Raw genomic sequence first — 24,598 nt, forward strand, 5'->3', positions numbered from 1 at the left:
TTGCAATGTTCCAGAGCCCGCACATGAATTCTCTCCGGCCGTTGATCGGCCTTTGCCTCCTGATTGCCTTTGCCTGGTCTTGGTCCAGCGCTCGGGCCGCCGATGCCTATGCAGTGACCCTGCCGGTGGACGTCTCCGCCGCTTCCGCCGCCGCCGCCCGGGAACAGGCTCTGGCCGATGGCCGGGTCGCCGCCTTCCGGGTTCTCATGGAGCGTATGACACTGGCCGAGGACTGGCCGCGTCTGCCGGAAGTGCTGCCCGAGGAGCTGCCATCATTCCTGCGCGACATATCCGTGGCCAACGAAAAAACGTCCGAGGTGCGCTATCTGGCCGACCTGACCGTGCGCTACCGGGCCGAAGATATCCGCGACTTGTTGCGGGCCTATGATATTCCCTTCGCCGAAACTTTCAGCAAGCCGGTGATGGTGCTACCGGTCTATGGGGCCGGAACCAATTTCATCTTGTGGGATGAGCCCAACCCCTGGCGCGAGGCCTGGCAACGGCTGCCCGCCAGCTCGGGTCTGGTGCCGCTGGCCCATCCCATCGGCGATCTCCAAGACATGACCATGGTGGACGTCAATCAGGCCCGCGACGGGTCCTTGGAACCGATCGGCCGCATGGCCCAACGCTATGGCACCGATGATGTTTTGGTGCCCTCGGCGGAAGTGGCCCTGGATCCCACGGGGCAGCGCTATCAGGCGACCATTTCGGTCAAGCGCTTCGGTCCGGCCACCTGGATGAGCAAAAGCTTTACCGAAATTGGCGAATCGGAACCCGGCGAATCCGAGGCCCGGTTCCTCGATCGTCTGGTCACCCAGGTCGCGGCGCGGGTGGAAGACGAATGGAAGCGTGACAACTTGCTGCGCTTTGATTCCATGGGCGTGGTGGCGGTGACCGTGCCGGTCAATGCCCTGCCCGAGTGGTTGGCCATTCGCAAGAGTCTTGGCAATGTGGCGGTGATCAGCCAAGTGGATGTGGTGCTGTTGGTGCGCGACGAGGTGCGCCTCAATCTGCATCACATCGGTGATATTGATCAGCTGGCCCTGGCCCTGGCCCAGGCGGACTTGACCCTGAGTCTGGATGGCGATCAATGGCGGTTGAGCCGGGCCGCCCGCTGAGCCAAGCCATGTCGGGACTCGGCCTGATTCCCAATCTGATATCTCTGGCCCGCATGCTGGCGGTACCGGTGATGGTCTGGCTGGTGCTGGATGGGCACTATGAAACAGCCTTCTGGCTGTTTGCCATCGCCGGGTTGTCCGACGCTCTGGACGGCTTTTTGGCGCGCTTGCTTCAGGCACAGACGGAAATCGGCATCTATCTCGACCCGCTGGCCGACAAGGCCTTATTGGTGGGGCTCTATGTGACATTGGGGATACAGGGTGGTTTACCCTTGTGGTTGGTCATCCTGGTGGTGTTCCGGGATCTGCTGATCATCGCCGGAGCCCTCTTGGCGGCCTTCATGGAGTTTAGACTGGCCATGCACCCGCTGCTGGTCAGCAAGGCCAACACCTTGCTCCAGATCCTCCTGGGCGGCGTGGTGTTGTGGTTCGCCGACGACGGGGCCGAGGCTTTCGCCCAGGGCCTGATCCAGGGCTTGACCATACTGGTGGCGCTGTTCACCTTGCTGTCGGGCGGTGCCTATGTGATACGTTGGGTCAAGAGAGCCACAGCCTGGGAGGGCGAAGAATGAGCCGGGATCGCCAAGCTGCCGTATGGGCCGCAGTGCTTCTCGTATTTCTCGGACTGATCTATCTGCTGGGCAACGTATTGCTGCCCTTTGTCGCCGGTATGGCGGTGGCCTATTTCCTTGACCCCCTGGCCGACAAACTTCAGCTCTGGATGAGATCCCGGACCTTGGCGGTATTGATCATCTTGGGGGGCTTCGTGCTCAGTCTGGTGATCGTTGTGCTGCTTTTGCTGCCGGTGTTGCAAGGCCAAGTGCTGGGCTTTGCCTCGCGGGTCCCGGACTACATCGCCAGCCTCAAGGGCACCGTGCAGCCTTTGCTTGAACAACTCCGGATGCGCATCGGCGCGGAGAATGCCCAAGATCTCCTCGATACCCTGGCTGCCGAGGCGGGCAAGGGTATGCAGTGGATGGCCGGTCTGTTGAAGAAGCTGGTCAGCGGCGGGGTGGCGTTACTGTCCTTGCTGTCGCTGATCTTCATCACCCCGCTGGTCAGCTTCTATCTGCTACGCGATTGGGACAGTCTCGTGGCGCGGGTGGATTCCTGGCTGCCCCGTCGCGCCGCGCCGACCATCCGATCCCTGGTGAGCGAAACCGACGATATGATCGCCGGGTTTGTCCGTGGACAGGCGACGGTCTGTCTGGTGCTGGCCACCCTCTATGCGGTGGGGTTGTCGTTGGTGGGGCTGGAGTTCGGCCTGCTTGTCGGTTTGCTGGCCGGGCTGATCTCGTTCATTCCGTATGTGGGGACGGGGGTAGGGCTGGGCACGGGCATGGCCATCGCCATGGTGCAGTTCTCCGACATCACGCCCATTGCCATGGTCGCTCTCGTGTTCGGTATCGGGCAGATCCTCGAAGGCTATGTGCTGACCCCGAAGCTGGTCGGCGAACGGGTCGGCCTGCATCCGGTCTGGGTGATCTTTGCCTTGCTCGCCGGTGGCAGTCTGTTCGGCTTTACCGGCATGCTGTTGGCGGTGCCCGGGGCGGCGGTGATTGGCGTGCTGGTCCGCTTCAGCCTCAAACGCTATCTGGTCAGCCCCCTTTATGAGGGCGGCGAGGGGAGCCCGTGAGCGTTCCCCAGATACCCCTGGACCTGGGATTCTCTCCGGCCCTGGGCGGCGCGGATTTCCTGGTGGCGCCCTGCAACCGCGAAGCTGTGCAATGGCTCGACCGCTATCCCGATTGGCCCGCCCCGGCACTGGTGCTGCACGGTCCGGCCGATTGCGGCAAAAGCCACCTGGCCGGGTTGTTCCTGGCCCGCACCAATGGCGAGACTTTAGATATTGGAACGGCCAGTCCGGAAACGGCGGTGGCCTTGTTGGAACGGGTGCCGGTCATGCTGGTGGAAATCCCTCAGGCAACCCTGAACGAAGCGCAGGAGCGTTGTCTGCTGCATGCCTATAACACCGCAAGGGATTTGGGGCGGCACCTGTTGTTGACCGCCCGGCGCGGCGCCATCACCTGGGGTGTGGCATTGCCGGATTTGCGATCCAGGTTGCTGGCGGCACCGGCCGCGGTGATCAAGGAACCCGATGATGAGCTGTTGACGGCCTTGTTGGTCAAGCTGTTCAACGACCGCCGCTTGAAGGTGGAGGAAGGGGTGCTGGCCTATTTGCTGACCCGCATGGAACGCTCATTTCAGGGGGCGGCGGATCTGGTGGCGGCGATGGACCGGGAATCCCTGGCCCGCAAGAAACCCCTGACCTTGCCCTTGGCCCGTCAGGTTCTGGCCGATTTGTCCGGCAGGGGCGCTAGGTAGTTTAGGAGCGGCCCGACCGCCTGATCCCTGAGGCCGATCAATCAGGGAGTAGAGAACCCGTGACCTCGTCACTGCGTTGCGTGCTTTGGCCTTTCGGGGTAGAAGAGGCAACTTTTCAGGCAAGGGAGTCCGCCATGCGCAGCGTCGTCTATTTCAACGGTGGCACCGTTGGCGATTTCGTCATCAGCGATGATCGTTACAAGGCCTTCATCGACACAACACCGGCCGAAACCCAATACAGCGACGACGAACTGCATGAGGCGCGTCAGGTCCTGAATGACTGCTTGCAAGGAGATGCCGAGGCGACGGCCGGTGCCATCGAGGAAGCCGCCGCCTGCCTGATCTGGAACTACTTCAACACCCACCCGGATCACGAAAAGCGGTTGTCCGGCGATATCATGGTCATCGATCTGGAAGGCGACGGCGCGACCATCGAATATGCCGCCGTTGATGACATCGAGTTGGCGCAGGAAAACTGATATACGGAGCTATCCCTACTCCACACTCCAATGGGGGTTCTTCTCCAGCAACTCGGTGGCCTCGGGGGCGAAGGTGGGGCGGGAGAAGTAATAGCCCTGGCCGAAGTCCACGCCGAACTGAGCCAGCAGGGCCAGGTGCTCGGCGGTTTCCACACCCTCGGCGACGGTCTGGAGCTTGAGGTTGCGGGCCAGGGCAACGATGGTCCGCACAATTTCCATGTTCTCGTCGGAATCGCTCATGGTCATGACGAAGGATTGGTCCACCTTCAGCACATCGATGGGGAAGCGGTGCAGATGGCCGAGACTGGAATAGCCGGTGCCGAAGTCATCCACGTGCAACCGCACGCCAAGGCTTTTGATCTGTAGCAACCGGTCCGTGACTTCCAGCGGGTTCTCCATCATCACCCCTTCGGTGATTTCCAAATTCAGGAAACGCCCTTCCAAGCCGCTACGATGCAGGATTTCCGAGACATCGCCGAGCAGGCTATCGTCGTTGAACTGTTTGGGTGAGACGTTGACGCTGATGGTCAGGTCCAGGTCCGGAAATTGATCGCGCCAGATTTTCATCTGATGACAGGCTACGTCGAGTACCTGACGGCCAATGGGCACGATCAACCCGGTATCTTCGGCAATGGGCACGAAGTCGGCAGGGGAGATGAATCCGCGTTCCGGGTGGATCCAACGTAACAGGGCCTCGAATTTGACGATCCGTCCAGTGGCCAGGGAGATGACCGGTTGGAAGGCGAGGCTGAATTCCTGCCGTTCCAAAGCCACGCGCAGATCGCTTTCCAACTCGAGCTGAGTCACCGCGCGCACATGCATGCCCTTTTCGAATACCACATGCCGACCGCGACCGCGAGTCTTGGCCTGATACATGGCAATGTCGGCGTCGCGCACCACCTCGCCGGGCCGCTCGTAGCCGGTGGAACTCATGGCGATACCGATGCTGGCACTGGAGACGATTTCCCGTCCGGCCAGCTTGAACGGCACGCAAAGGGCGTCATTGATCCGCTGGGCCACATGTTCGCCGTAGTGGGGCCCGTCCAATTCTTCCAGCAACACCGCAAATTCGTCGCCGCCGAGCCGGGCAATGGTATCCAGATCGCGGGTGCTTTCCTTTAGACGATGGGCGATCTCGATTAGCATCTGATCGCCATAGGAATGTCCCAGGCTGTCATTGACCACCTTGAAGCGGTCGAAGTCCAGGTACAGCACGGCAAAAATATTGTCTTCGTGGCGTTTGGAGCGGGCGATGGCCTGCTCCAGCCTGTCGACAAACAAGGCCCTATTGGGTAGTCCGGTCAGGGCATCATGAAAGGCATCCTTGAGCAGCCGGTTTTCCACCAGCTTGCGTTCGGTGATATCGGTCAGGCTGCCGGCGATGCGGGTCGGGCGGTCGTTATCGTCACTGACCGCGATACCGCGCGCCAGCATCCAACGATAGTTGCCATCATGGTGCCGCATGCGATGTTCCGAAACGAACAGCGGCGTTTGGCCCATCAAGTGCGCATCCAGGGCCTCGCGGAAAAGGGTGCGGTCTTCCAGATGAATGCGGTCCAGCCATTCGTCAGGGGCCTGACCCATTTCCTCGTTCTTGTAGCCCAACATGGTTTTCCAGCGCGGCGACAGGAAAACCTCGTCCTCGACCAAATCCCAATCCCACAGCCCGTCGTTGGACCCGCGCATGGCCAGATCGAAGCGTTCCTTCTGATTGGCTAATTCCAGATCGGCATTCAAGTGATTGCGGGCCTGGCCGAGAATGGCGGCACAAGCATCGAGAAACGAGGCCTCGGCGGCCGCAAAAGCATGGGGTTGGGCGAAATGGGCACTGAGCAGTCCATAGACCCCGTCGGCCAGCGGGATCGGGGAGACGATACAGGCCACCATGCCCATCTCCCGGAACAGGTGCGGCCAATCGTAGGTCGAATTCCGATTGAAATCCTCCACGCCGAGGGTCCGTCCGCCGGCAACCGCGGCGATGCCCAGTGATCCTTCGGTGGCCCGGACAGCGGCATGCCCCAATTCGGAGTCGGGCCAGCCATCCCCGTTTTGTAATAGCAAGGTCTGACCATCGGCCAACAACTCGAACACCGCCGTCCGGTCGGCGCCCAGGAAGTCACGGACCAAACGCGTGGCCTCCCTTTCAATGGGATCCATGTCGGTGTCTGCGAGGGCAAGGCGGCTCAATCGATTCAGCGCATTGAGGCGCTGTAACTCACGGGTCAGGTCGCCACTGTCCTGTTCCCCGGTGAGGAATTCCTGTTGTGGCTGGCTTGGCACATCCGTGTTATCCCGGCCCATGGTTTCCAGTTTTTCGCCTGTCTCTATCGATCTGGCCACGCGGAAGAACCTCAAAGCCCAATGGAAAGGCGAGGATATAACCCTTTTATCCCTCATGCAATTCGGCTTTTTGTCGCGGACATACCTTGGAAACATGGTTCCACGACACCAGCGTGGGCCGGGTTCAATCGAGTCCGGTAAAATCGCGCGAGCCCGTTGATACCGATTGGGTTTTTCGCGTTGGATGGAATCCGCTCAAACGCGACATGATTTAGAGATCCCGGGGCTTGACAAAACGGATCAGGGTGCCGGTCTCAGGCGCCAGTTCGGTCCAAGGCATGTCTGGAATATCGAACTTGATCATGGCCAGGGCGGCGGTGGGAAATTTGGCCCGCATGTCGGCCATGTCCTTGTCCGGTCCGTTGCCGACAAGGGTATGGGCGGTGGCTTCCATGGTTGGGTTGTGCCCGATCACCATCACGGACTCCAGGCTCTCGGGGAGCCGTTGCAAGCGGGTGATCAGTCCCGGGGCATCCATGCCATAGAGGTCGTGCTCGACACAGACATTGCCCGCCCAGTTCCACGCGGTCTGAATATGATCCAATGTCTCGCGTGCCCGGCAGGCCGCGGAACAGAGCACCATATCCGGATGCAGGTCCTCGCGGGCCAGGAATTCCGCCATGGCCAAGGCGGATCGGCGGCCACGACCGGCAAGCGGTCGATCAAAGTCCCGGGCCATGGGATTGTCCCAGGATGACTTGGCGTGACGCAGCAGGAATAAGGTTTTCATGGCGGCCAAAGTGATGGTTGGTTGATGATAGGCGAACGGCTATCCTACTCCTTCGGGATCCCTTTCGTCTTGAAGAAACGAGACTGCGGATATGAATGTCATCGTATCGACCCACGGCGGGGCGGCGAAAAAGAACGCCGCGATCCATTTGACCGGGACGTCGGAGCGATTCGTCACCAAAGAGCGCTCCTGGCTGGCTTTCAATATGCCGGTGATGAAAGAGGCGCATAATTCCCGCCATCCGCCAGGCCATTTGGAAGGATGACGAGCAAAAAGGGGTCCTGAGCGACGATGGCTGCTATACCCATTTGACACCGGCCAAGAAGAGCTTCAATACCCATAAGGACTTCTTGACCAATCCCAGCCTGTCCGGGCGGGGCCGGGTGCTGAAAGAAAGATCGCACCCGTATTCCCGTTCCGACTTTCAGCGAAGACGAGACTTGATTTATGGCCCGTACACCTTCCAAGAACCCTGCCAAGCCCCGGGCTTCGCGTAAGACCACACCCCAACCGCAAGGCCTGCTGCCGGGTGTCCTGCCCCAGGGCCGCGTGGCGGTGGTGGACATCGGATCCAACTCGGTCCGTCTGGTGGTCTTTCATGGCCGCACCCGGACACCGATTCAGATCTTCAACGAGCGTGCTCTTTGCGGCCTGGGACGAGGCCTGCGCACCACCGGGCGGTTGGCCCCCGATGGCGTGGAGATGGCTTTTGATACCCTCAATCGCTTCACGCTGCTGACTCAGGCCATGGAAGTGGAGCAAGTGGATCTTCTGGCAACGGCGGCAGCCCGCGATGCGGCGGACGGGGCCGATTTCGTCAACGAGATCAAGCGGCGGTTCGGGCTTGATGTGCAGGTCCTGTCCGGTGAGGAAGAAGCCAAGCTGGCGGCCCTGGGTGTCATTTCCGATTGGCCTCATGCGGACGGGCTGATGGGGGACGTGGGCGGTGGCAGCCTGGACCTGGTGGCCCTGGATGAAGGGCGGTATGGCGCCCATGGCACCCTGCCTTTGGGGTCCATCTACCTCTCCGAGGCCTGTGGCGACGACCTGTCGGTGGCCAAGAAGATCATCGATCAGAACCTGGATGACCTCCCCTGGCTGAACAGCGCGGCGGGCAAGACCTACTATCCGGTCGGCGGCTCCTGGCGCGCGCTGGCGCGGGCGATGATCCTGCATACGGACTATCCGCTTCATATCGTTGACAACTTCACCCTGCCATTGGATAGGGCCTTGGATCTGTGCAAGGTATTCACCCGCATGGGCCCCGCAGACCTGGAAGCCTTCAGTTCCGTTTCCGCCCGTCGTCGGGTTGCCTTGCCGCTGTCGGCTATGTTGCTGCGGCGGGTCCTGAAAAGGGTCAAGCCCAAGCAGGTGGTGTTCTCCGCTCATGGCATGCGCGAGGGGTACTATTTCAGTCGTTTGCCCGAAGACATCAAGAAAATGGATCCGCTCATCCGCGCTTGCATGGCGACGGTGCAGCGGGATGCCCGCTATGGCGGCGACGGTCATGAATTGATCGATTGGACCGCGCCGATGTTTGCCGATGAAACCGTCGACCAGCAGCGCCTGCGGGTGGCGGCCAGCCATTTGGCCGATATTGCCTGGCGGGAACACCCGGACTATCGCGCCGAGCAGGCCTTTCACCGGGTGCTGAAGCTGCCGGTGGCCGGGCTGTCCCATTGTGACCGGGTGCGCTTGGCGATGATCATATTCCATCGCTACAATGGTGATGTGAAGCTTTCCTGGTCGAGCGCCGTTCAGGCGCTGATTGGCGACAGCGAGGCCAAACACGCCAAACAGGTGGGGCTCGCTCTTCGCTTGGGGACCACCCTGACCGGCGGTGTGCCGGGCCTGTTGCCGCGGACCAGCCTGGAATTCACCGGCACCACCTTGATCCTGCGGGTTCCTCAGGACGATCATGTGTTTGTCAGTGAAGCGGTCAGCCAGCGGCTTCAGGCGGTGGCCAAGTCGTTGAAGGTGAAGGGGTGGCTGGTGGCAGGCGGAGTCAAAGCCGAATAGGGCTCAGACCTCGACCACCCGTGCCTTGCCGTCCTTGACCGCCAGGGCCAGTTCGCCCCGACGCAGCCGCAGGGCATCGGCCCCGAACAGATCCATGCGCCATCCATCGAGGGTCTTGACCTGGGCCTTTTCGCCATAGGCGGCGATTTGTTCTACGTCATCGGCGGAGGCCAAGAGCTTCTGCGCCACGTCATGTTCCTGGCAGCGCAGTTTCAGCAATACCTTGAGTAATTCGGAAATGGGCGCGGCGCTTTTCGGCAGGGCGTCTCGGTGCGGGGCCTCCGGCCAATCTTCCTTGGGGACCGCCAGGCCGACCTGCACGGCGGCAAGCACGCCCTTGCCCACAGAACCCTTGGCCATGCCGTCGCTCATGCCACGCACCCGGGCCAGGGCCTCGACGGTTTCCGGCAGATGATGGGCAATTTCCAATAGGGCTTCGTCGCGCAGCATGCGATTGCGTGGAATGTCGCGGGACTGAGCGGCTTCTTCGCGCCAGGCGGCCAACTCGCGCAGCACCGCCAAGGTGCGCGGTTTGGCGCCCCGGCCCTTGATGCGGCGATAGACCGTGCGCAGGTCCGGGTCATAGGTGCTGGGACTGGTTAGAATTTCCATCTCCCCATCCAGCCAGTGAGCCCGGCCGCTCTTTTCCATGCGGTCGCGCAGTTTCTCGAAGACCGGACGCAAATGGATCACGTCAGCCAACGCATAATCGATCTGTTTGTCCGTCAAAGGTCTTTTTGACCAATCGGTAAAGCGCGAAGATTTGTCGATCTTGGCCTTGGCCAGCTTGGCCACCAGATTTTCATAGGAGACCGAGTCCCCGAACCCGCAGACCATGGCCGCCACCTGGGTGTCGAACAGGGGATGCGGGACCTTGCCGGTCAGATTGAAGAAAATCTCCAGATCCTGACGTGCCGCGTGGAAAACCTTCAAGACCTGTTCATTGGCCATCAGGTCGAACAGCGGGGTCAGGTCGATACCCTCGGCCAGCGGATCTACCGCCTTGCTGTTTTTCGAGCCGCCCAATTGAACAAGGCAAAGCTTAGGCCAATAGGTTTTCTCGCGGAGAAATTCCGTATCGACGGTGACATAGGGTTCCTGGGCCAGTTCGGCGCAGAAATCGGCGAGAGTCTGACTATCACGGATCACAGGCATGACGTGGTCATACACTGATTCTCCATCCGGTCCCACTGAAATTAGATAAAAATTGATCAAATATTTAAGTAAATAATAACAAATAAAAAACAATGTAAATTGATGTAAATATAAATATTTATGCTATTTCGCCCGTTTTCATTACCATTAGGGATAGAGTAAGTATTCAATGGTGACCTAAATTGCTGGCAAGGATAGTCAAATGTCTGTGTTCGATCGCTTCCTGGAACGCTTTTTGGAATCCGCTCCGTCAGAAGAGGACGGGTTGGCGGGGATGGCGGACGAAGCCCCGGTTGATGGCGAGCCGGTCATTGACCCGCTGGTACAACCGCAAGAACCGTCGGATTCCGGTATGGACGGGCATTACGCGGAAATCTGGGGCAATGGCCCCTTGGTCACGGGATCTGCTCCATCACCGGTTGGTGAGTCGGTAGTAGGATTCGCCCGCGACCTGGAGACCGGGACGTTTTCGCCCGGGACGTTTTCGGAAGTGGATGGCGACGATATCCAGCCCCTCTCCTTCGAGACCGCAACCCGCGAGACCCTGCCCGACAATGGACCGGCCTTCCGTCCGGTCCACCGGAACCATGAAAGCCGCGATCCGTCGCCCGATACATTTCGGTCGGTTGATGCACAAGCAACCAATCCGATTCAGCAGAACCCCGTTGATCCGGACCAGGATCCCGATCCGATTCCCGATCCGGACCCTGTTGATGATCCCGTTGTTCTGACCGGCTCCGTTCTCACCGACCATCTCGAAGGCGGGAGTGGCGATGATCATCTCGATGGTGGCTTCGGCCACGATACCCTTTCCGGGTTCGATGGCGATGACGACCTGATCGGCGGCTATGGGCGCGATGTATTGATTGGCGATGGCGGTGATGACAGCCTGGATGGCGGCTATGACTCGGACAGGCTGTTCGGTGGCAATGGCGACGATTTCATCAGTGGCGGGGCTGGCGGCGACAGTCTGACCGGCGGCGCCGGAGCCGACCGCCTCGAAGGTGGGAGCGGCGATGATGTCTATTTTATCGGTCCGGAGGCTCTGACCGATGTGGACGTGATCTTCGATGCCAGCGGCGTGGATTCCTTGCGCTTTGATGGTGTCGATCCCTTTGAGGCGGTGTCCCTGGTAATTCAGGAAGGCAATGACCTCAATCTGCTTTACGACGCGGGCGGCATTCTACGGCTGTTGGATTTCTACGACGGTCAGCCCATCGAACGCCTTGAGGCCAACGGCGAAATTTTTGCCACCAAAGCCGACGCCAGTGGCGGGGTCAGCTTCCATGATTTTGTCACCGGCTCCCCGGATCTGATTCTCGAAGGCGGCAGCGGTACCGATACCCTGTCCGGCGGCGATGGCGCCGATTTCATCAGCGGCATGGATGGCGCCGATACCCTCAGCGGCGGCGCGGGCGATGACATCCTTTATGGCGGTTCAGACTCATTGAGCGTCTATGACCGCAACGACGTGATCCATGGCGATGCGGGCGACGACAAGCTCTATGGCGGCTGGAACCATGATCAACTGTATGGCGACGAGGGCGCCGACAGCCTCTATGGCGGATTTGGCAACGATACCCTGTCCGGCGGCGACGGGGATGACCGGCTGCTGGGCGAGTTTGGCCGCGACACCATGGACGGCGGCGCGGGCAATGATGTGCTCAACGGCGGCTTGGACGCGGATCGCATGGATGGCGGTACGGGGAACGACACCCTCACCGGCAGCCTGGGCAACGATACCTTTCTGTTTCGGCGCGGCGGCGGGGCGGACCGGGTGACGGATTTCACCGCCCTGTCCGCCGGCGCGGCCTATGCGGACAAGATGGATCTGGGCGACTACGGGTTTGCCGGGTTTGGTGCCCTAAGCATCGATGAAGACTCCGACGATAACGCGGTAATTGATCTGGGGGGCGGCAACAGCGTCACTCTCACCGGCGTGCGCGCCGACGACCTAAGCGACGGCGATTTCCTTTTTTGACCCCAGCGGCGGGAGAAACCCACCATGTCGACCCATCAGACGGCCTTTCCCTTCAAGCAAACCCTGCGTCAAGGACGGCGGGTGCTGGCCCATGTGGCGGGTTTCAGCCTGGCAACCAATCTGCTGGTGCTGGTGGTGCCCCTGTACATGATCCAGGTTTTTGACCGGGTATTGACCAGTCGAAGCGGGGATACCTTGGTGGCCTTGACTGTAGGTGCCTTGATTGCCTTCGCGGCCTTGGCGGCACTGGAGCTGGTGCGCTCTCGACTGTTGGTCCGTCTGGGCGGCCAATTGGATCGCCGGTTGGGAACACCCTTGGCCAAGGCATTGGCCGATCCGCGTCTGCCCGAGGGCTATCGGGAACCGCGCTCGCTACGCGACCTGGAGACCCTGCGGGATTTCTTGACTGGTCCGACCATTATCGCCCTTCTGGATGCGCCTTGGGTGCCGCTGTATATTCTGATGATTGCCTTGTTGCACCCGGCCTTAGGTGTTTTGGCTCTGTGTGGTGCCCTGGCGTTGCTGGTCCTGGCCTGGATCAATGATGGCCTAATCCATGTGCCACTGGTGGAATCTCAAAGACCGCGCCGGGAAGGCCAGGCGATCGTTCAGGCCCTGTCGCATGAGGCGGAAACCGCCCATGCCCTGGGAATGGTATCGCGATTGGCCGATCGTTGGGCTCACTTGAATGCTCAGGCGCAGACATTGCAGTCCAGGGCCGCGGACCATGCTGGTACCGTGATGGCCGTCAGTCGATTTCTACGCCTGGCCTTACAGGTGGGAATCATGGGGCTGGCCGCCTGGCTTGTCATCGCGGGTGAGTTGACCGCCGGCGCGATGATTGCCGCATCCATCATCCTGGCGCGCGCCTTGAGCCCGGTGGAACAAGCCATGGGGTTGTGGCGCCAGGTCCGGAACGCTCGCAGCGCCTATGCCCGCCTGACCATGGTGGCTTCCGGTCTCGACGGTCGCGCCACGCCCAGCGACATGCCGATTCCACGGACGGGTTTGAGCTTCAGCAACCTTGCTTGGTTCCCGCGTGGGGCCGATGCGCCGCTGTTCGATGGCCTGAACTTGGATATGAATCCTGGGCAGGTGTTGGGTATCACCGGTCCATCGGGCGGTGGCAAGACCAGCCTGGCCCGGATGGTTGCCGGTTTGGTGACTCCCCATCAGGGGGCCCTGCGACTAGGGAGTGCCGATCTGCGCTCATGGGAGGGCGATCGGTTTGGCGAGCATCTCGGCTATCTGCCGCAGAATCCGACCCTGTTCCCCGGTTCCATCCGCGACAATATCGCGCGCTTCTCCGATGCGCCTGCCGAAGCTGTGATCGCGGCGGCGAAATTGGCTGGTGTTCACGAACGCATTCACAAGCTGCCTTTGGGCTATGATACCTCGGTAGAGCGTGATCCGGCGCTGCTATCGGGCAGTTTGCATCAGGGGATCGCCCTGGCCCGGGCCCTGTTTGGCGACCCCCATCTGGTGGTGCTGGACGAGCCCTATTCCAACATGGACCCGGAGGCGGTGGACTCCCTGATCCGCGCCCTGACCCAGCTCAAGGCCCGCCGCGCCGTGGTGGTCATGGTCGCCCAGCGCCCCAGCCTGCTGGCCCACTGTGATCTGCGCCTGACTCTGCGCGATGGCGAAACAACCCTGTGCCACCGTCAGACGCGCGCTCACCTGAAACTGGTCGGTGAAGCCGATGAGTCGGTGGTCACCCCCTTGCCCCTGCAAGCCGTTGGAGGAAATGCATCATGATCCGCAAACGCAAGATATTTGGACCGAGGCCAGATGAAATGGCCAGATGGCAGCGTTTCGGCTGGTTCGTGGCCTTGGGGTTTCTGGGCGGAGGCTTGGTCTGGTCGGCAACCGCCCGGCTGGACTCCGCCGCCGTCGCTCCAGGTGTGGTCGGCGTGGAAAGCAACCGCAAGACCGTTGCGCATTTGGAAGGCGGGATAGTCAGCGAAATCAAGGTTCGGGACGGTGAGACAGTGACGGCGGGGCAGATGCTGTTGCAGTTGGACGATACCCAGGCCCGTGCCACGTTGGACCTGCTCGAAAAGCGTCGCATGTCGTTGCGGGCGGAACAGGAACGCCTGCGAGCCGAGCGCGATGGTGCCGAGGCGATCAATTTTCCCGATGACCTGTTGGACAAGGCCGACAAGCCTGAATTTGCCGAGATCCTGGTGGGGCAGATCGATCTGTTCCAAAGCCGTCTCGAGCGGATGGCGGGACAGCAAAAAGTTATCACCGAGAGGATTGCAAAACTTGGCAAGGAGGTCGTCGGATACAAGGCCCAGGCAGCGGCTCACCAGGAGCGTCTTGCCCTGTTACGGGAAGAACAGATCGTTTTAGACAAATTGGGCAAAAAAGGCCTGGTGCCGAAAACCCAGCTCTTGGAGATCAAGCGTCGCATCGCCGAGGCCAAAGGCCATGTGGGAGATTACGCGGCGCGTATTGCCCGGTCCGAAGAGGCCGTGGCCGAACTGCGGGCCCAGGCGGCCCAACCCCGTGAACAGCAGCGTGCCCAGGTGGCCGAGCAATGGCAGAAGGTCCGGGTACGGCTCAATGAACTCGAGGAGAAAATCCATGCAGCAAGCGACATTCTGGCGCGCACCGGTGTGCGGGCCCCAATGGCCGGGCGGGTGGTGGACCTGCGCGTGCACACACCGGGCGGGATCGTGCAACCGGGCGAGCCCTTGCTCGATCTGGTGCCGAATGCGGACCGGCTGATGGTCGATCTGCGCATCGACCCGAAAGACATTGATGTGGTGCGGGTGGGTATGGCGGCGCAATTGCGCATGACCGCTTTCAATGCCCGCGCCACCCAACCTTTGGAGGGCACTTTGGTCTCTGTTTCGGCCGACCGTATGGTCGATCCGGTGAGCGGTCGAGCCTACTTCGCCGGCCGCGTACAGCCTGCGCTGCAACAAAAGGGTTTTGACATGGCTCGTCTGGGCTCCGGCATGCAGGCCGAGGTGCTGTTGGTCACGGGCGAGCGGACCGTACTGGACTATCTCACCGAACCGGTGTTCCGCAGCCTGCACCGGGCCGGACGGGAACATTAAACGCGAAAGACTTTAAACCGATCTTGGGGGGAAGGGAGCCGGGCCGCTCCCTTATGGGGATCCGGTGGGGGAAGCCTCCGCCGGATCCCTTTCGTTTGGCGCCGTGTGCAGGACCCGCTGCGGGAAGGGAATTTCGATCCCGGCTTCGTTCAGCCGCGCGTAAATGGTGAAGCGGATGTCCGACGCGGTGCTCATGCGGCTTTCCACATTGCGAAGATAAGCCCGCAATTCGAAGATCAAGGCGCTATCGCCAAAGTCCATGAACAGCACGAAAGGCAGTGGATAGGTCATCACGTTGGCATGCTCGCGGGCGCATTGCATCAATATCTCGCGCACCTGTTCCACGTCGCTGCCATAGGCCACCCCAACGACGATGTCCATGCGGCCCAGCAGGCTCTTGTGGGTCCAATTGAGCACCGAGGTCGAAATCAGTTCGGCGTTGGGGATGATCACGCTGGCCCGCTGAAAGGTCGTGATCTCGGTGGAGCGCACGTTGACTTTTTTGACCGTTCCTTCATGTGGTCCCACCACGACCCAGTCACCGGGCTTTATAGGCCTTTCGGCCAACAAGATCAGGCCGGAGACGAAGTTATTGACGATGGTCTGCAACCCAAAGCCGATACCCACCGAAAGGGCACCGGCGATCAATGCCAGGTTGGTCAGGTCGATGCCCATGGCGGAGATACCCACCAACAAGCCAATCAGGACCCCCAAATAGCCAATGCCGGTTTTTAGGGCGTCGGAAATTCCTTTGTCCTGAGTCAGGTTGGGCAACAGATGCTGGGTGACTGATTTCTGCACTAACCGGGTGAGCAGCAGGATGCCGGTAAACAACACCAGGCCGAGGAAGATATCGGCTAGCGAGAAGGTATAAGATCCAATTTGCAGACCACGAAACATTCGACCGCCCATGTCCAGCATCTGCTCCGGGCGCAGGCCCCAAACCGGCAGAATCAGCAAGAAGGCCAGCAGGATCAATCCCAGGTCGGCAATCAGGAACAGCCAGACCTTCAACCGCTTTGCACCGTCTTGGGAGATCGCCAGCGCATCGCGCAGGCCCTGGCCGAGACGGCTGTCACCTTCCAGCAACGCGGAGCCGGCCTCGCGCAACATGGTGCGCAGGAACCAGACGATGCCCAGGGCAATGGTGCTGAGCACAAGCAAGCGCATCAAATAGCTGGCCAGTTGCCCATAGCCGATAAAGGCTACCAACGGGGCCGCCAACAGGGCTGCCGAAAGCAGGGTGCGCAGCCGCGTGAGGACGGGGGCGCCATTGGATCTCTCCGCCTCAGTCTCTTCCTCTTGATCTGGAACCGCCTCCATATACTGGCCCCAGATGCGTCCCGAAAGGGTCGCCACCAGCACCGGCGCCAAAATCAAGGCCGTCAGGGTGGCATGGATCGCCTGAAAGGCTTCCGAGGGATCAACCCAGGTCAATGCTCGATAGGAGCCATCCAGGATCAAGAACAAAATGACCGATAGTTTGGCCCGGGTGACAAAAAGACGGGCCGCCGCTTCGCGCAACGCCAGCAAACGCCATTGCAGGGCTTCCGGCGCCAGGGCCGCGTCGATCAACGAGCCGGCCAGCAGATAGATGATGACCCCGCGCGTCACGGCCACCACCGCGCTGGCCAACGCATCCTCGACCAACCCTCCCTCGACCACCAGAATGCCGATGGCGGCCAGAAACACCATGGGGATAATGCCATCGGTGATGCCCTCGGTGATGGCGGCCAGCAGGCGCCGGGACGCTCCGGGCTCGGCCACCGAGGGGTCCCGTCCGAAACGCCGCTTCAACCAGTGGCGCAAGGGCCAGCCAATGAGAGCCGCCAACAGGGCATAGGCCAGCACTTGCAGGGTGCGGGTACGTTTTTTGGATTCGGCGCGCACCTCGATCCACCAAGCATAGGGCGCATCGATGAAGGTCTCGCGAAACACCACCGAAAAATCGCGTGCGGCCACGGACCATACATCGGGGTCCAACGGCGACAAGCCCCGCTCGAACAAGGTATCACGCAAGACCTCGCGCTCAGAGCGCGACAGGTCGCGCAGGATTTGCTCCCCCTCTGCAATCAGCAGTCCCGCTTGCTTGGTTTCGGTTTCAAAGCGGGTCAAGTCTTCGGTCAACGCGGCCCGACGTTCGGCGATCACGGCGTCTTCAGGGGGCGCTCCTTCTTCCGGTTTGGGGCCCAGTTGATCAAGCAGGTCCTGAACTTGTTTCGCGCGGATCTGGCTGTCCCTACGGAGGTCGATGGCCCGTTCGATCAGGGCGCGGATCTTTTGGCGGTCAGGATTGACACCAGACTCGTTGAAGGCCCGAGGCGTGATGCTGGCCGCCAGGTCTTCCAGTTCCAGTTCCCAGGCCTGCAATTTGGGTCCGTGGTCGATGACGTCGTTCTGCGCCCGCGCGGTGCCCATGACGGCCAAACACAAGCCCAGGATCAACAGCCATCGAATCATGGAATTTCGAGCCCCATCAGAGACACATCATCACGGCGCATCTGGTCACCTTGGTATTCGATCAGCGCATCATAAACGAGATTGCGATGATCGGGCAGTGGCCTGTCCTGGATGTTGGCCAGCAAGGTGCGGAAACGTTTTTTACCGTACATTCTGTTTCGTTCGCCGCCCACCTGGTCAATCATGCCATCGGTGGTCAGATAGAAACGCTGGCCCGAATGGAGTGGAATCATCTGAGCCGGATAAACCTGATCGGCTGGAATGGAGCGATACCCGATGCCCTTCTTGATGCCCTTGATCTCGCGGACCTCTGTGTCCTCGACGATAAAGACTTCGAACCGGGCGCCGACGAAGATCATGGCCGACATGTCGGCGGGGAAATAACAGGCACCCAATTCCATGCCATCGTCCGCCTCGCCGCCTTCCAGGTGCTGACCCAGGGTGGTCTGAAGAAGTTTGTGCATACGCTGCACCAGCGCCGGTAAGTCGCCAGGCTCCACTTCCATTTTGGCCCGTTCCAGGGCGCCAAATCCGAGCAGGGTGACAAAGGCCCCGGGCACGCCATGGCCGGTGCAATCGCCGAGGATGACCAACAGGCCCTCTCCCCAAGGCGCGCACCAATAGATATCGCCGCCGACCACGTCGCGGGGTTGCCAAATGACGAAGTGACCGGCCAGTCGCTCTTTCAAAATATCCGTGCTGGGCAGAATGGACCGCTGTATGCGGCTGGCATACATGATGCTGCTGGAAATGACGTCCAGCGCGTCATCGCGCTCCCGTTCCGCCTGTTTGCGTTCGGTAATATCGGCGAAGGAAATCACCGCGCCCACGGTATCGCCATCGCGGACGATGGGGGAGCTATGATAAGCCACTTCCACGGGCGAGCCGTCCTTGCGCCACAGTACCTCGTCCTCGATGCGATGGAATTCGCCGGTGGTATAGGACTTGTACATGGGGCAATTGACCACGTCGTAGAACGAGCCATCCGCATGGGAATGGTGGATGATGCCATGTACCTTGTTGCCCAGCAGGTCCTCTGGGTCATAGCCGAGCATGCCTAGGGCGGCCGGATTGATGAAGGTGACGTGGCCTTCCCGGTCCACCCCGAAGACGCCTTCGCCCACCGATTCCAGCAGCAACCGGGTCTTTTCCTCGGAGCGTTGCAGGCGTTCCTGTTCCGCCTTGCGTTCGGTGATATCACGGGCCACGCCCACATACAGGCGTTCGCCATCAATCTCGGTTTCGCCCACCGACAGGTCGATGGGAAACGCGGTACCATCGGCGCGCAGGCCTTCCACCTCGCGAGAGCCCTGACCAATGATGGCCGCCTGACCGGATTCCAGATAGCGGGCGAGGTAGTCATCGTGGTGCCGGGCAAAGCGGGACGGCATCAGCATTTTGATGTTTTGGCCGATGATCTCGGCGGCCGAATGGCCAAAGATCCGTTCCACCGCCTTGTTGACCGATTCCACGATGCCGCGCTTGTCGATGGTGATGATGGAATCGGCGACGTTTTCCATGATCGCGCGGATGCGGGCTTCCTTGCCCGCCAATTCGCGGGTGCGTTCCTCGACCCGGCGTTCCAGCAGGCGACGCTCTTCCTCCAACTGTTCGTAATAGGATTGGCTGGTCACGACGGTCGAGGCCATGGAGGCCAGACTGCCCAGGCTGACGAAGCTTTCGCCATCCTTTTTAATGCGCGTCATGTAGTCTGCCTGGATCAGACGGTTGCCCACGGCCATCAACAAGCTCGGCTCGCTAGGATCAATGCCCAGTGGCAGCACCAGCATTTCATCCATGCCCAGGGCTTCGGCGAACGCCAGAAGGTCCGGATCCTCGCAGACCTCGCCCTCTTCGATCGTCAGCTTGTCCTCGTCTCCGTGCAGGCGGTCGATGGGGGAGTCCTCGCGGGTCAGGATAATGCTTTCCACCTGCTCCGCGTCCTCGTCTTCCCAATAGCCCGTATGGGCATGGACAACGAAACTGCCGGTGTCTTCGTGGAATAGGAAGAAGGCGCAGCGGTCATAACCCAAATCATCGCCACAGCTATCGGCGGCCATTTGCAGGGCTTCGTCGGCCGTATGCGCATTGAGCAGTGTCTGGCTTAATTGGAATAGTTGCCGATAGGTGGCCATCTGGGCATCGATCTGGCCTTGGAAGCCGTATAGTTCCGTCTCCGTCCGCACCAATCTTTTCACCCGGCTTTCCAGATCATCCTTGGCCCGAGTCAGGGCATCGTTGGAGGTCCGTCCAAGCCAGATTGTGAATACCGTCAGCCCCAATCCGATAAGCACAACGCCGAGGATCACGCTGAGCACCATCCAGCGCAGCTGATGGAACGAGCCCAGAGCCTCATCAGCGTCGATTTCCGTGGCCAGGCCCATGCGTAGGGTGTCATCCCAGGTCCAGGCACCGAACACCTCCACACCCCGATAGTCCTTGTAGCCATCCGTGTTGGATCCGGTTTCTCCATCGCGCAGAGCCCGCGCCATGTGGGTCAGGGGGCGGTCCTTGATGCCGGTGGCTGATTGGCCGCCTTGGGTCAGGTCCACGCCCGGGTCGCCAATACGCAGGTGCAGCGTGGCGCGCTTGGTTTCGCCGATCAGCTTGAGCCTGCGCAGGTCGTCTTCGAACCGGCTCTCGCTGATCAGCAGCGCGTTTTCGTCGATGGCATAGGTCTCGCCACTTTCCCCCAGCCGCCCCAGGTTGAGAATACGCGTGAAGTCCGCGCCAACCCGGATGCGGAAAGTCAGCGCCGCCAGCACCGATCCGCCTTCCAACTCAATGGGCGCGGCGTAGAACATGGTCGGTGGTGCTTCGGTTTCGCCTAAATCATTGGGGGACAGGGCGACGTCCGAATGTACCGGCGGGACCAGCACCGATTGGCCATGGAACACCTGTTTCAAAATGTCCGGGCGCTGATCCTTGATGAGGTTCACATCGCCTAAATTGGCATCGCGCATGGAGCCGATATTGATCGACTCGTTGTTGATGATAAAAAAGCCGATATCGCCGGTGCGCGCGCGCAGCCGATCAAAATAGTCGCGGATATCGGCTAATTCCCGGCTATCTTTCAAGGCCTCTTTCTCTGGCGGTACAATCAATAGCCTTAGCACCAGATCGCGCAGCTCCGGATCGGAGGCCACCGACTCGATGAATCGTTTTTGGCCTTCGGCCCAGACGCCGAGAGCCGCGTGGGTGGTATTGAGCACTGTGGCCAAAGAAGTGCCCACATCGCGGCGCATTTGCTTTTCCATACGGTCGAGAACAATCCAAACCACCAGCAAGGACCCACCCAGGAACAGAGCCACCAGTCCGAAGCCAAGGCTTTTGAACTCGCGGGTCTGATAGATATTGGCACCGGACCGGGCGAGAACCCGTCGCATGATTTGGGTGCCGATGATCAGAACCAGGATCATCCCCAAGGTGATGAGGCCCAGTTGCCAGAGCATGCTGCGCATGGACCCGTCCTTGACGCCCTTGGCCATCATGTTTTCGACGGTCTCGACCCGTGGCGGTGCCAGCCAGCGGGCGCGCAAGTCCGTGATCTCCCGAGAGGGCATGGTATTGACGGCACGAGCGAGGATCCGGTGCAGGATGGCTTTTTCCTTGGGAACAGCCAAACGCAGGGCACCGCCCTCGACGTTTTTGGACAGAGCAACAGTCAACCCGGGCAGGCGCATCTTCTTCTGCTCGGATCCGAACATGATCAATGTGGAGACATGGGCTTCCGAGGCGCCTTCGGCAAATGCCGCGATGCCCTCGGCCTCGGTGTCAAAGGTGACGATCTTGCCTTCATCGCCCAAATACGGTTCGGCGACGGCGGCATAGGCCCCGCCCTTGAGCACCGAAACCGTTCGTCCGGCCAGCTGCGGCCATTGGTCGATGACCGGGCCGTTCTCCCGGTTGAGCAGGATGATCGGGTCGTAGGCATAGGGCTCGGTGAACAGCAGGTCCTTTTCCCGCTCCGGGGTCTTTGAGACGCTGAAGGCGGCCTCTACCTTGCCCTGCGAGACGGCCTTGATCACGTCGTCCCACTTGCTGAAGATGGTCGGCGATACTTCCACGCCCAATTGCCGTTCGAGAATCTCGATGAGGTCGGCATTGAGGCCGCTGTAGTTGCCGTTGTCGTCGACGATATCCACCGGACTGATGAAATTGGTGACGGCGAAGCGCAGGACAGGGTTTGCCTGCAACCAAGCCTTCTCCACATCGGTCAGGAAAAACCCGTCACGGGCGTAGTAGCGGTCTTCGGCGTCCGAAAACCAGCGGCGTTCCAAGGTTTCCAAGCGCTCCTGGGGGATTTTCCTCAGTCCGTCCTCAATCTTGGCCAGCAGGTCGGTGGCGCCTTTGGACACGGCACCGTGCAGCCCTTGCTCGAACAATTCCTGGGTCCGCTCGGTCAGTCCGGCCACGCCCAAGCGATTGAGGGCCGCCTTCATGATCGGCGCTTCCTCGACAATGGCGGCCACTTCGTCGCTCAGGAGGGCGGTAATCATGGATCCTGTTTCGGAGTACCCGACGAATTCCACCTCCGGGTACTCGGACCGTAATTGTGCCTGCTGCTTCGTTCCCTCGATCACCGCCACCCGACGGCCCTGCATGCGGCCAAGGGTGCCCGCCCGCTCGCCTCGCTTGGTAAACAGGGCAACATGCACATGGTGCAAGGGCGAGGTGAAATCGGTATAGCTTTCCCTTTCCGCGCTCTTGAACATTCCGAGATGGATATCCACCTCGCCCTTGCGCAGGGCTTCGAGGGTCTGCAACCAGCCCATGGGTGCAAAGCGGATGGGGGTCTTGCTGGCTTTGCTCCATTCGGTCCAGAAATCGACCATGAAGCCGATCGGCTTGCCATCCGGCGCGATCATGCTGAACGGTGCGTAGTCGTGGATCAGGGCGATGACCAAGGAGCCATCGTCCTGATCTCCGCCAGGGGTGGTCCAACGTCGGGCGATGCGATTGCGCTCGGTCAGACCGATTTGCGTCATGCCCGCATCCATATGGGCCAACAGGTCGGCATTTCCCTCGCCCACGGCGATGAACCAGTCATTGCTATAGAGCCGTTGTGAGGCGCTGATGGCATAGTCGGAGCTCAGCCCAGCGCGGGCCAGATGCCGCAGGCCTGTCGGGGTATCGGCGGCGAAGGCTTTGAGTCGCCCGGTCTTCAGCGCTTCGAGCAGGTCGTCATAGGTGTCGAAAGGAACCACCGATAGTCTCGGCAGCTTCCCTTTCAGATAGCCTTCGACGAAATCCCCGGCAATCACTCCCACGCGATATGGGGTCAGCTCGTTGAGGCCGGTGGGCGGCGGCAGGCTCTTGTGCAGGAATACATGGGTATCGGTCTTGCGCAGGGCTTGCCCATAATCGAGAAATTGATCGCGGGCCTGATTGTAGAACAGACCCGCATGGGCATCCGCCTGTCCATTGCCGACCATGGTCAGGGTTTGGTCCCAAGGGGCGGCGATGAAGTCCACCGGTGTGCCGGTCTTTTGCTCCCAGAGTTTCCAGAAGTCGATGATCATGCCCGCCGGGTTGCCGTCCGCATCGGTGAAGTGGAATGGTATGCAGTCCTGGCAATAGGCGACTCGCAGCTTGTCCGGTGCCGCCACGCTTTGGGTCGTCCACCCGGCCATGAAGACCCACAGCAGCAGGCTCAGCTTGAATAGAACGGCAAGGGCAGGGCGCGCGCGCATCAGTACACCGCCAGCAGGACAAGGGAGTAATTATGGAAGCAGGTCGTCCCGGCCACCGGGGCAATCTCGCCGTGGGTATAGAACCCGAACCAGGGGGAACCGGGGGCCACATTTTCTTGCAGATCGTTGATCACGTTGATCTTTTCCTGTTCCCGCAGAATCATCTTGCCGCGACCGGCGCAATCGAAGTGCAGCACGAATTTAGGTTTGCTGCCGGACAGTTGGTTGGTCACATCGGTGGCGATCTGGCGCACGCCGTCGATGATCTTATTCTTGTCCCGGCGGCTCATCCAGACGCCGGTTCCCGGCTCGGTTTCCGTGGCGACGGTTACCGATCCGGTCTCGGGATCCCTTTGGGGCATGAAGCGCACCAGGTACTCGTCATAGTCCTTCATGGCGTCCGGCGCCTTGAATCCCAGGCTGAGGTTGACCACGGCCCGTCCCCAATCACCCATTTCCTCCGGGTTCATATACTCTTCCAAAACCTTGACCGTCGGTATGCCGTCAATCTCATGGATCACGTTACCCTCGGCCTTGGTGATGGTGCGTTCCTCGCCGATGGGCATGCAGCCATGGTGCACCGCCGTCGCCAATCGGCCCTGGCCGGACATGAGCAGGCAGCTTATGCCGTTCTCGAACACTTCGCCGTTGCAGTATTGGGTGGTGCCCTTCATGTGCCAGCCATCGCCGGCCAGTCCGCCGAAAACCGGTAACGAAACATGCTGCGCCAAACCGGACTGGAAGCGATCAAAGTTGAAATTCAGCCCATCGCCCAGGGCAATCAGGCACAAGGAGTCCTCGGCCACGCAAGGCTTGAGCAACTGACCAATGGTCTGTCCGACCCCTTGGGCGCTTCGGTCAAGACCCTGGGCCTGGGCGACGTCAAAGCGCAGGTCGTCAGAGGTGATAACCATCACGCCGACAAAGAAGTTTCCCTCATCCGCCATGCCCGGCGCGATCAGGCCATTGCCGGAACAGCCGATCAGCGGTGCCTGATCAAGCAAAGAGCGGATTTCCCGGATGAGATCCTGCTGTGGATGGGAAGCGGAAGCGAAGACCAGGGCAACATCGGGCTTGTCGATGCTGGCATTTGTCAGTGCTTGTTGAACGGCTTCCGAAGCGGCCGTTTTGTAATAGCGGTGTCGGCTGGTACCGATGCCTGCATGCGTGCCCATGATATTCCCACGTGGTCTTCCAACTTGCGGGTGGCAGTTTAAATCAATTCAAGGG

Annotated in this window: 16 protein-coding genes; 10 read left to right on the forward strand and 6 right to left on the reverse strand. The window is 60.5% G+C overall.

Annotated features, from left to right (window positions below):
- Window positions 1–23: 23 nt before the first annotated feature.
- The 5 genes from MGMAQ_RS04275 (at window position 24) to MGMAQ_RS04295 (ending at window position 3,922) form a co-directional block, all read left to right on the forward strand.
- Entirely contained in the window at window positions 24–1,118 is a 1,095-nt protein-coding gene (locus MGMAQ_RS04275) for a DUF2066 domain-containing protein (protein ID WP_052716104.1), read from the forward strand.
- On the forward strand, window positions 1,091–1,690 hold the full coding sequence (locus MGMAQ_RS04280) for a CDP-alcohol phosphatidyltransferase family protein (RefSeq protein ID WP_148560841.1): 600 nt from the start codon (window positions 1,091–1,093) through the stop codon (window positions 1,688–1,690). The genes MGMAQ_RS04275 and MGMAQ_RS04280 overlap by 28 nt, the downstream gene beginning before the upstream one ends.
- Entirely contained in the window at window positions 1,687–2,754 is a 1,068-nt protein-coding gene (locus MGMAQ_RS04285; protein WP_046020572.1) for an AI-2E family transporter, read from the forward strand. The genes MGMAQ_RS04280 and MGMAQ_RS04285 overlap by 4 nt, the downstream gene beginning before the upstream one ends.
- Entirely contained in the window at window positions 2,751–3,443 is a 693-nt protein-coding gene (locus tag MGMAQ_RS04290; protein ID WP_046020573.1) for a hypothetical protein, read from the forward strand. The genes MGMAQ_RS04285 and MGMAQ_RS04290 overlap by 4 nt, the downstream gene beginning before the upstream one ends.
- Before the next feature lie 134 nt (window positions 3,444–3,577).
- Window positions 3,578–3,922, forward strand: coding sequence for a hypothetical protein (locus tag MGMAQ_RS04295; protein ID WP_046020574.1), 345 nt, complete (start codon window positions 3,578–3,580; stop codon window positions 3,920–3,922).
- Between the two features lie 15 nt (window positions 3,923–3,937).
- Here the strand turns inward: MGMAQ_RS04295 and MGMAQ_RS04300 are convergent, their stop codons facing one another.
- Both MGMAQ_RS04300 and MGMAQ_RS04305 read right to left on the reverse strand, forming a co-directional pair.
- A complete protein-coding gene (locus MGMAQ_RS04300) occupies window positions 3,938–6,262 on the reverse strand; it encodes a bifunctional diguanylate cyclase/phosphodiesterase (RefSeq protein WP_158498769.1) in 2,325 nt (774 codons plus the stop codon).
- A 211-nt stretch (window positions 6,263–6,473) separates the two neighbouring features.
- Window positions 6,474–6,992, reverse strand: coding sequence for a histidine phosphatase family protein (locus tag MGMAQ_RS04305; RefSeq protein WP_046022940.1), 519 nt, complete (start codon window positions 6,990–6,992; stop codon window positions 6,474–6,476).
- 91 nt (window positions 6,993–7,083) lie between these two features.
- Between MGMAQ_RS04305 and MGMAQ_RS20955 the strand changes: the two genes are divergently transcribed.
- The gene (locus MGMAQ_RS20955) at window positions 7,084–7,257 is read left to right on the forward strand and encodes a hypothetical protein (protein WP_158498770.1); all 174 of its coding nucleotides are present in this window, start codon (window positions 7,084–7,086) and stop codon (window positions 7,255–7,257) included.
- A gap of 182 nt (window positions 7,258–7,439) precedes the next feature.
- A complete protein-coding gene (locus MGMAQ_RS04310; RefSeq protein WP_082085261.1) occupies window positions 7,440–9,011 on the forward strand; it encodes a Ppx/GppA family phosphatase in 1,572 nt (523 codons plus the stop codon).
- Window positions 9,012–9,014: 3 nt separating this feature from the next.
- On the opposite strand, the gene rnd is transcribed toward MGMAQ_RS04310, so the two are convergent.
- A complete protein-coding gene (rnd, locus tag MGMAQ_RS04315) occupies window positions 9,015–10,166 on the reverse strand; it encodes a ribonuclease D (RefSeq protein ID WP_046020575.1) in 1,152 nt (383 codons plus the stop codon).
- Window positions 10,167–10,368: 202 nt separating this feature from the next.
- Here rnd and MGMAQ_RS19280 point away from each other — a divergent pair, with 202 nt between their 5' ends.
- Genes MGMAQ_RS19280 through MGMAQ_RS04330 form a run of 3 tightly spaced genes read left to right on the forward strand, consistent with a single transcriptional unit; the run spans window position 10,369 to window position 15,215 of the window.
- On the forward strand, window positions 10,369–12,147 hold the full coding sequence (locus tag MGMAQ_RS19280; protein ID WP_052716107.1) for a calcium-binding protein: 1,779 nt from the start codon (window positions 10,369–10,371) through the stop codon (window positions 12,145–12,147).
- A 24-nt stretch (window positions 12,148–12,171) separates the two neighbouring features.
- Window positions 12,172–13,905 (forward strand): type I secretion system permease/ATPase, encoded by a 1,734-nt coding sequence (locus MGMAQ_RS04325; protein WP_046020576.1) that lies wholly within the window; start codon window positions 12,172–12,174, stop codon window positions 13,903–13,905.
- Window positions 13,906–13,943: 38 nt separating this feature from the next.
- On the forward strand, window positions 13,944–15,215 hold the full coding sequence (locus tag MGMAQ_RS04330; protein WP_046022943.1) for an HlyD family type I secretion periplasmic adaptor subunit: 1,272 nt from the start codon (window positions 13,944–13,946) through the stop codon (window positions 15,213–15,215).
- Between the two features lie 51 nt (window positions 15,216–15,266).
- On the opposite strand, the gene MGMAQ_RS04335 is transcribed toward MGMAQ_RS04330, so the two are convergent.
- From MGMAQ_RS04335 to MGMAQ_RS04345, 3 genes are read right to left on the reverse strand one after another with little or no spacing between them, the layout of a single operon-like run.
- Window positions 15,267–17,675, reverse strand: coding sequence for a DUF3772 domain-containing protein (locus MGMAQ_RS04335; protein ID WP_046020577.1), 2,409 nt, complete (start codon window positions 17,673–17,675; stop codon window positions 15,267–15,269).
- Complete coding sequence (locus MGMAQ_RS04340) at window positions 17,672–23,368, reverse strand: transporter substrate-binding domain-containing protein (protein ID WP_046020578.1); 5,697 nt, start codon at window positions 23,366–23,368, stop codon at window positions 17,672–17,674. The genes MGMAQ_RS04335 and MGMAQ_RS04340 overlap by 4 nt, the downstream gene beginning before the upstream one ends.
- Entirely contained in the window at window positions 23,368–24,543 is a 1,176-nt protein-coding gene (locus tag MGMAQ_RS04345; RefSeq protein ID WP_046020579.1) for an FIST signal transduction protein, read from the reverse strand. The genes MGMAQ_RS04340 and MGMAQ_RS04345 overlap by 1 nt, the downstream gene beginning before the upstream one ends.
- Window positions 24,544–24,598 lie beyond the last annotated feature (55 nt).

This window comes from Magnetospira sp. QH-2 (assembly GCF_000968135.1).
Lineage (GTDB): Bacteria > Pseudomonadota > Alphaproteobacteria > Rhodospirillales > Magnetospiraceae > Magnetospira.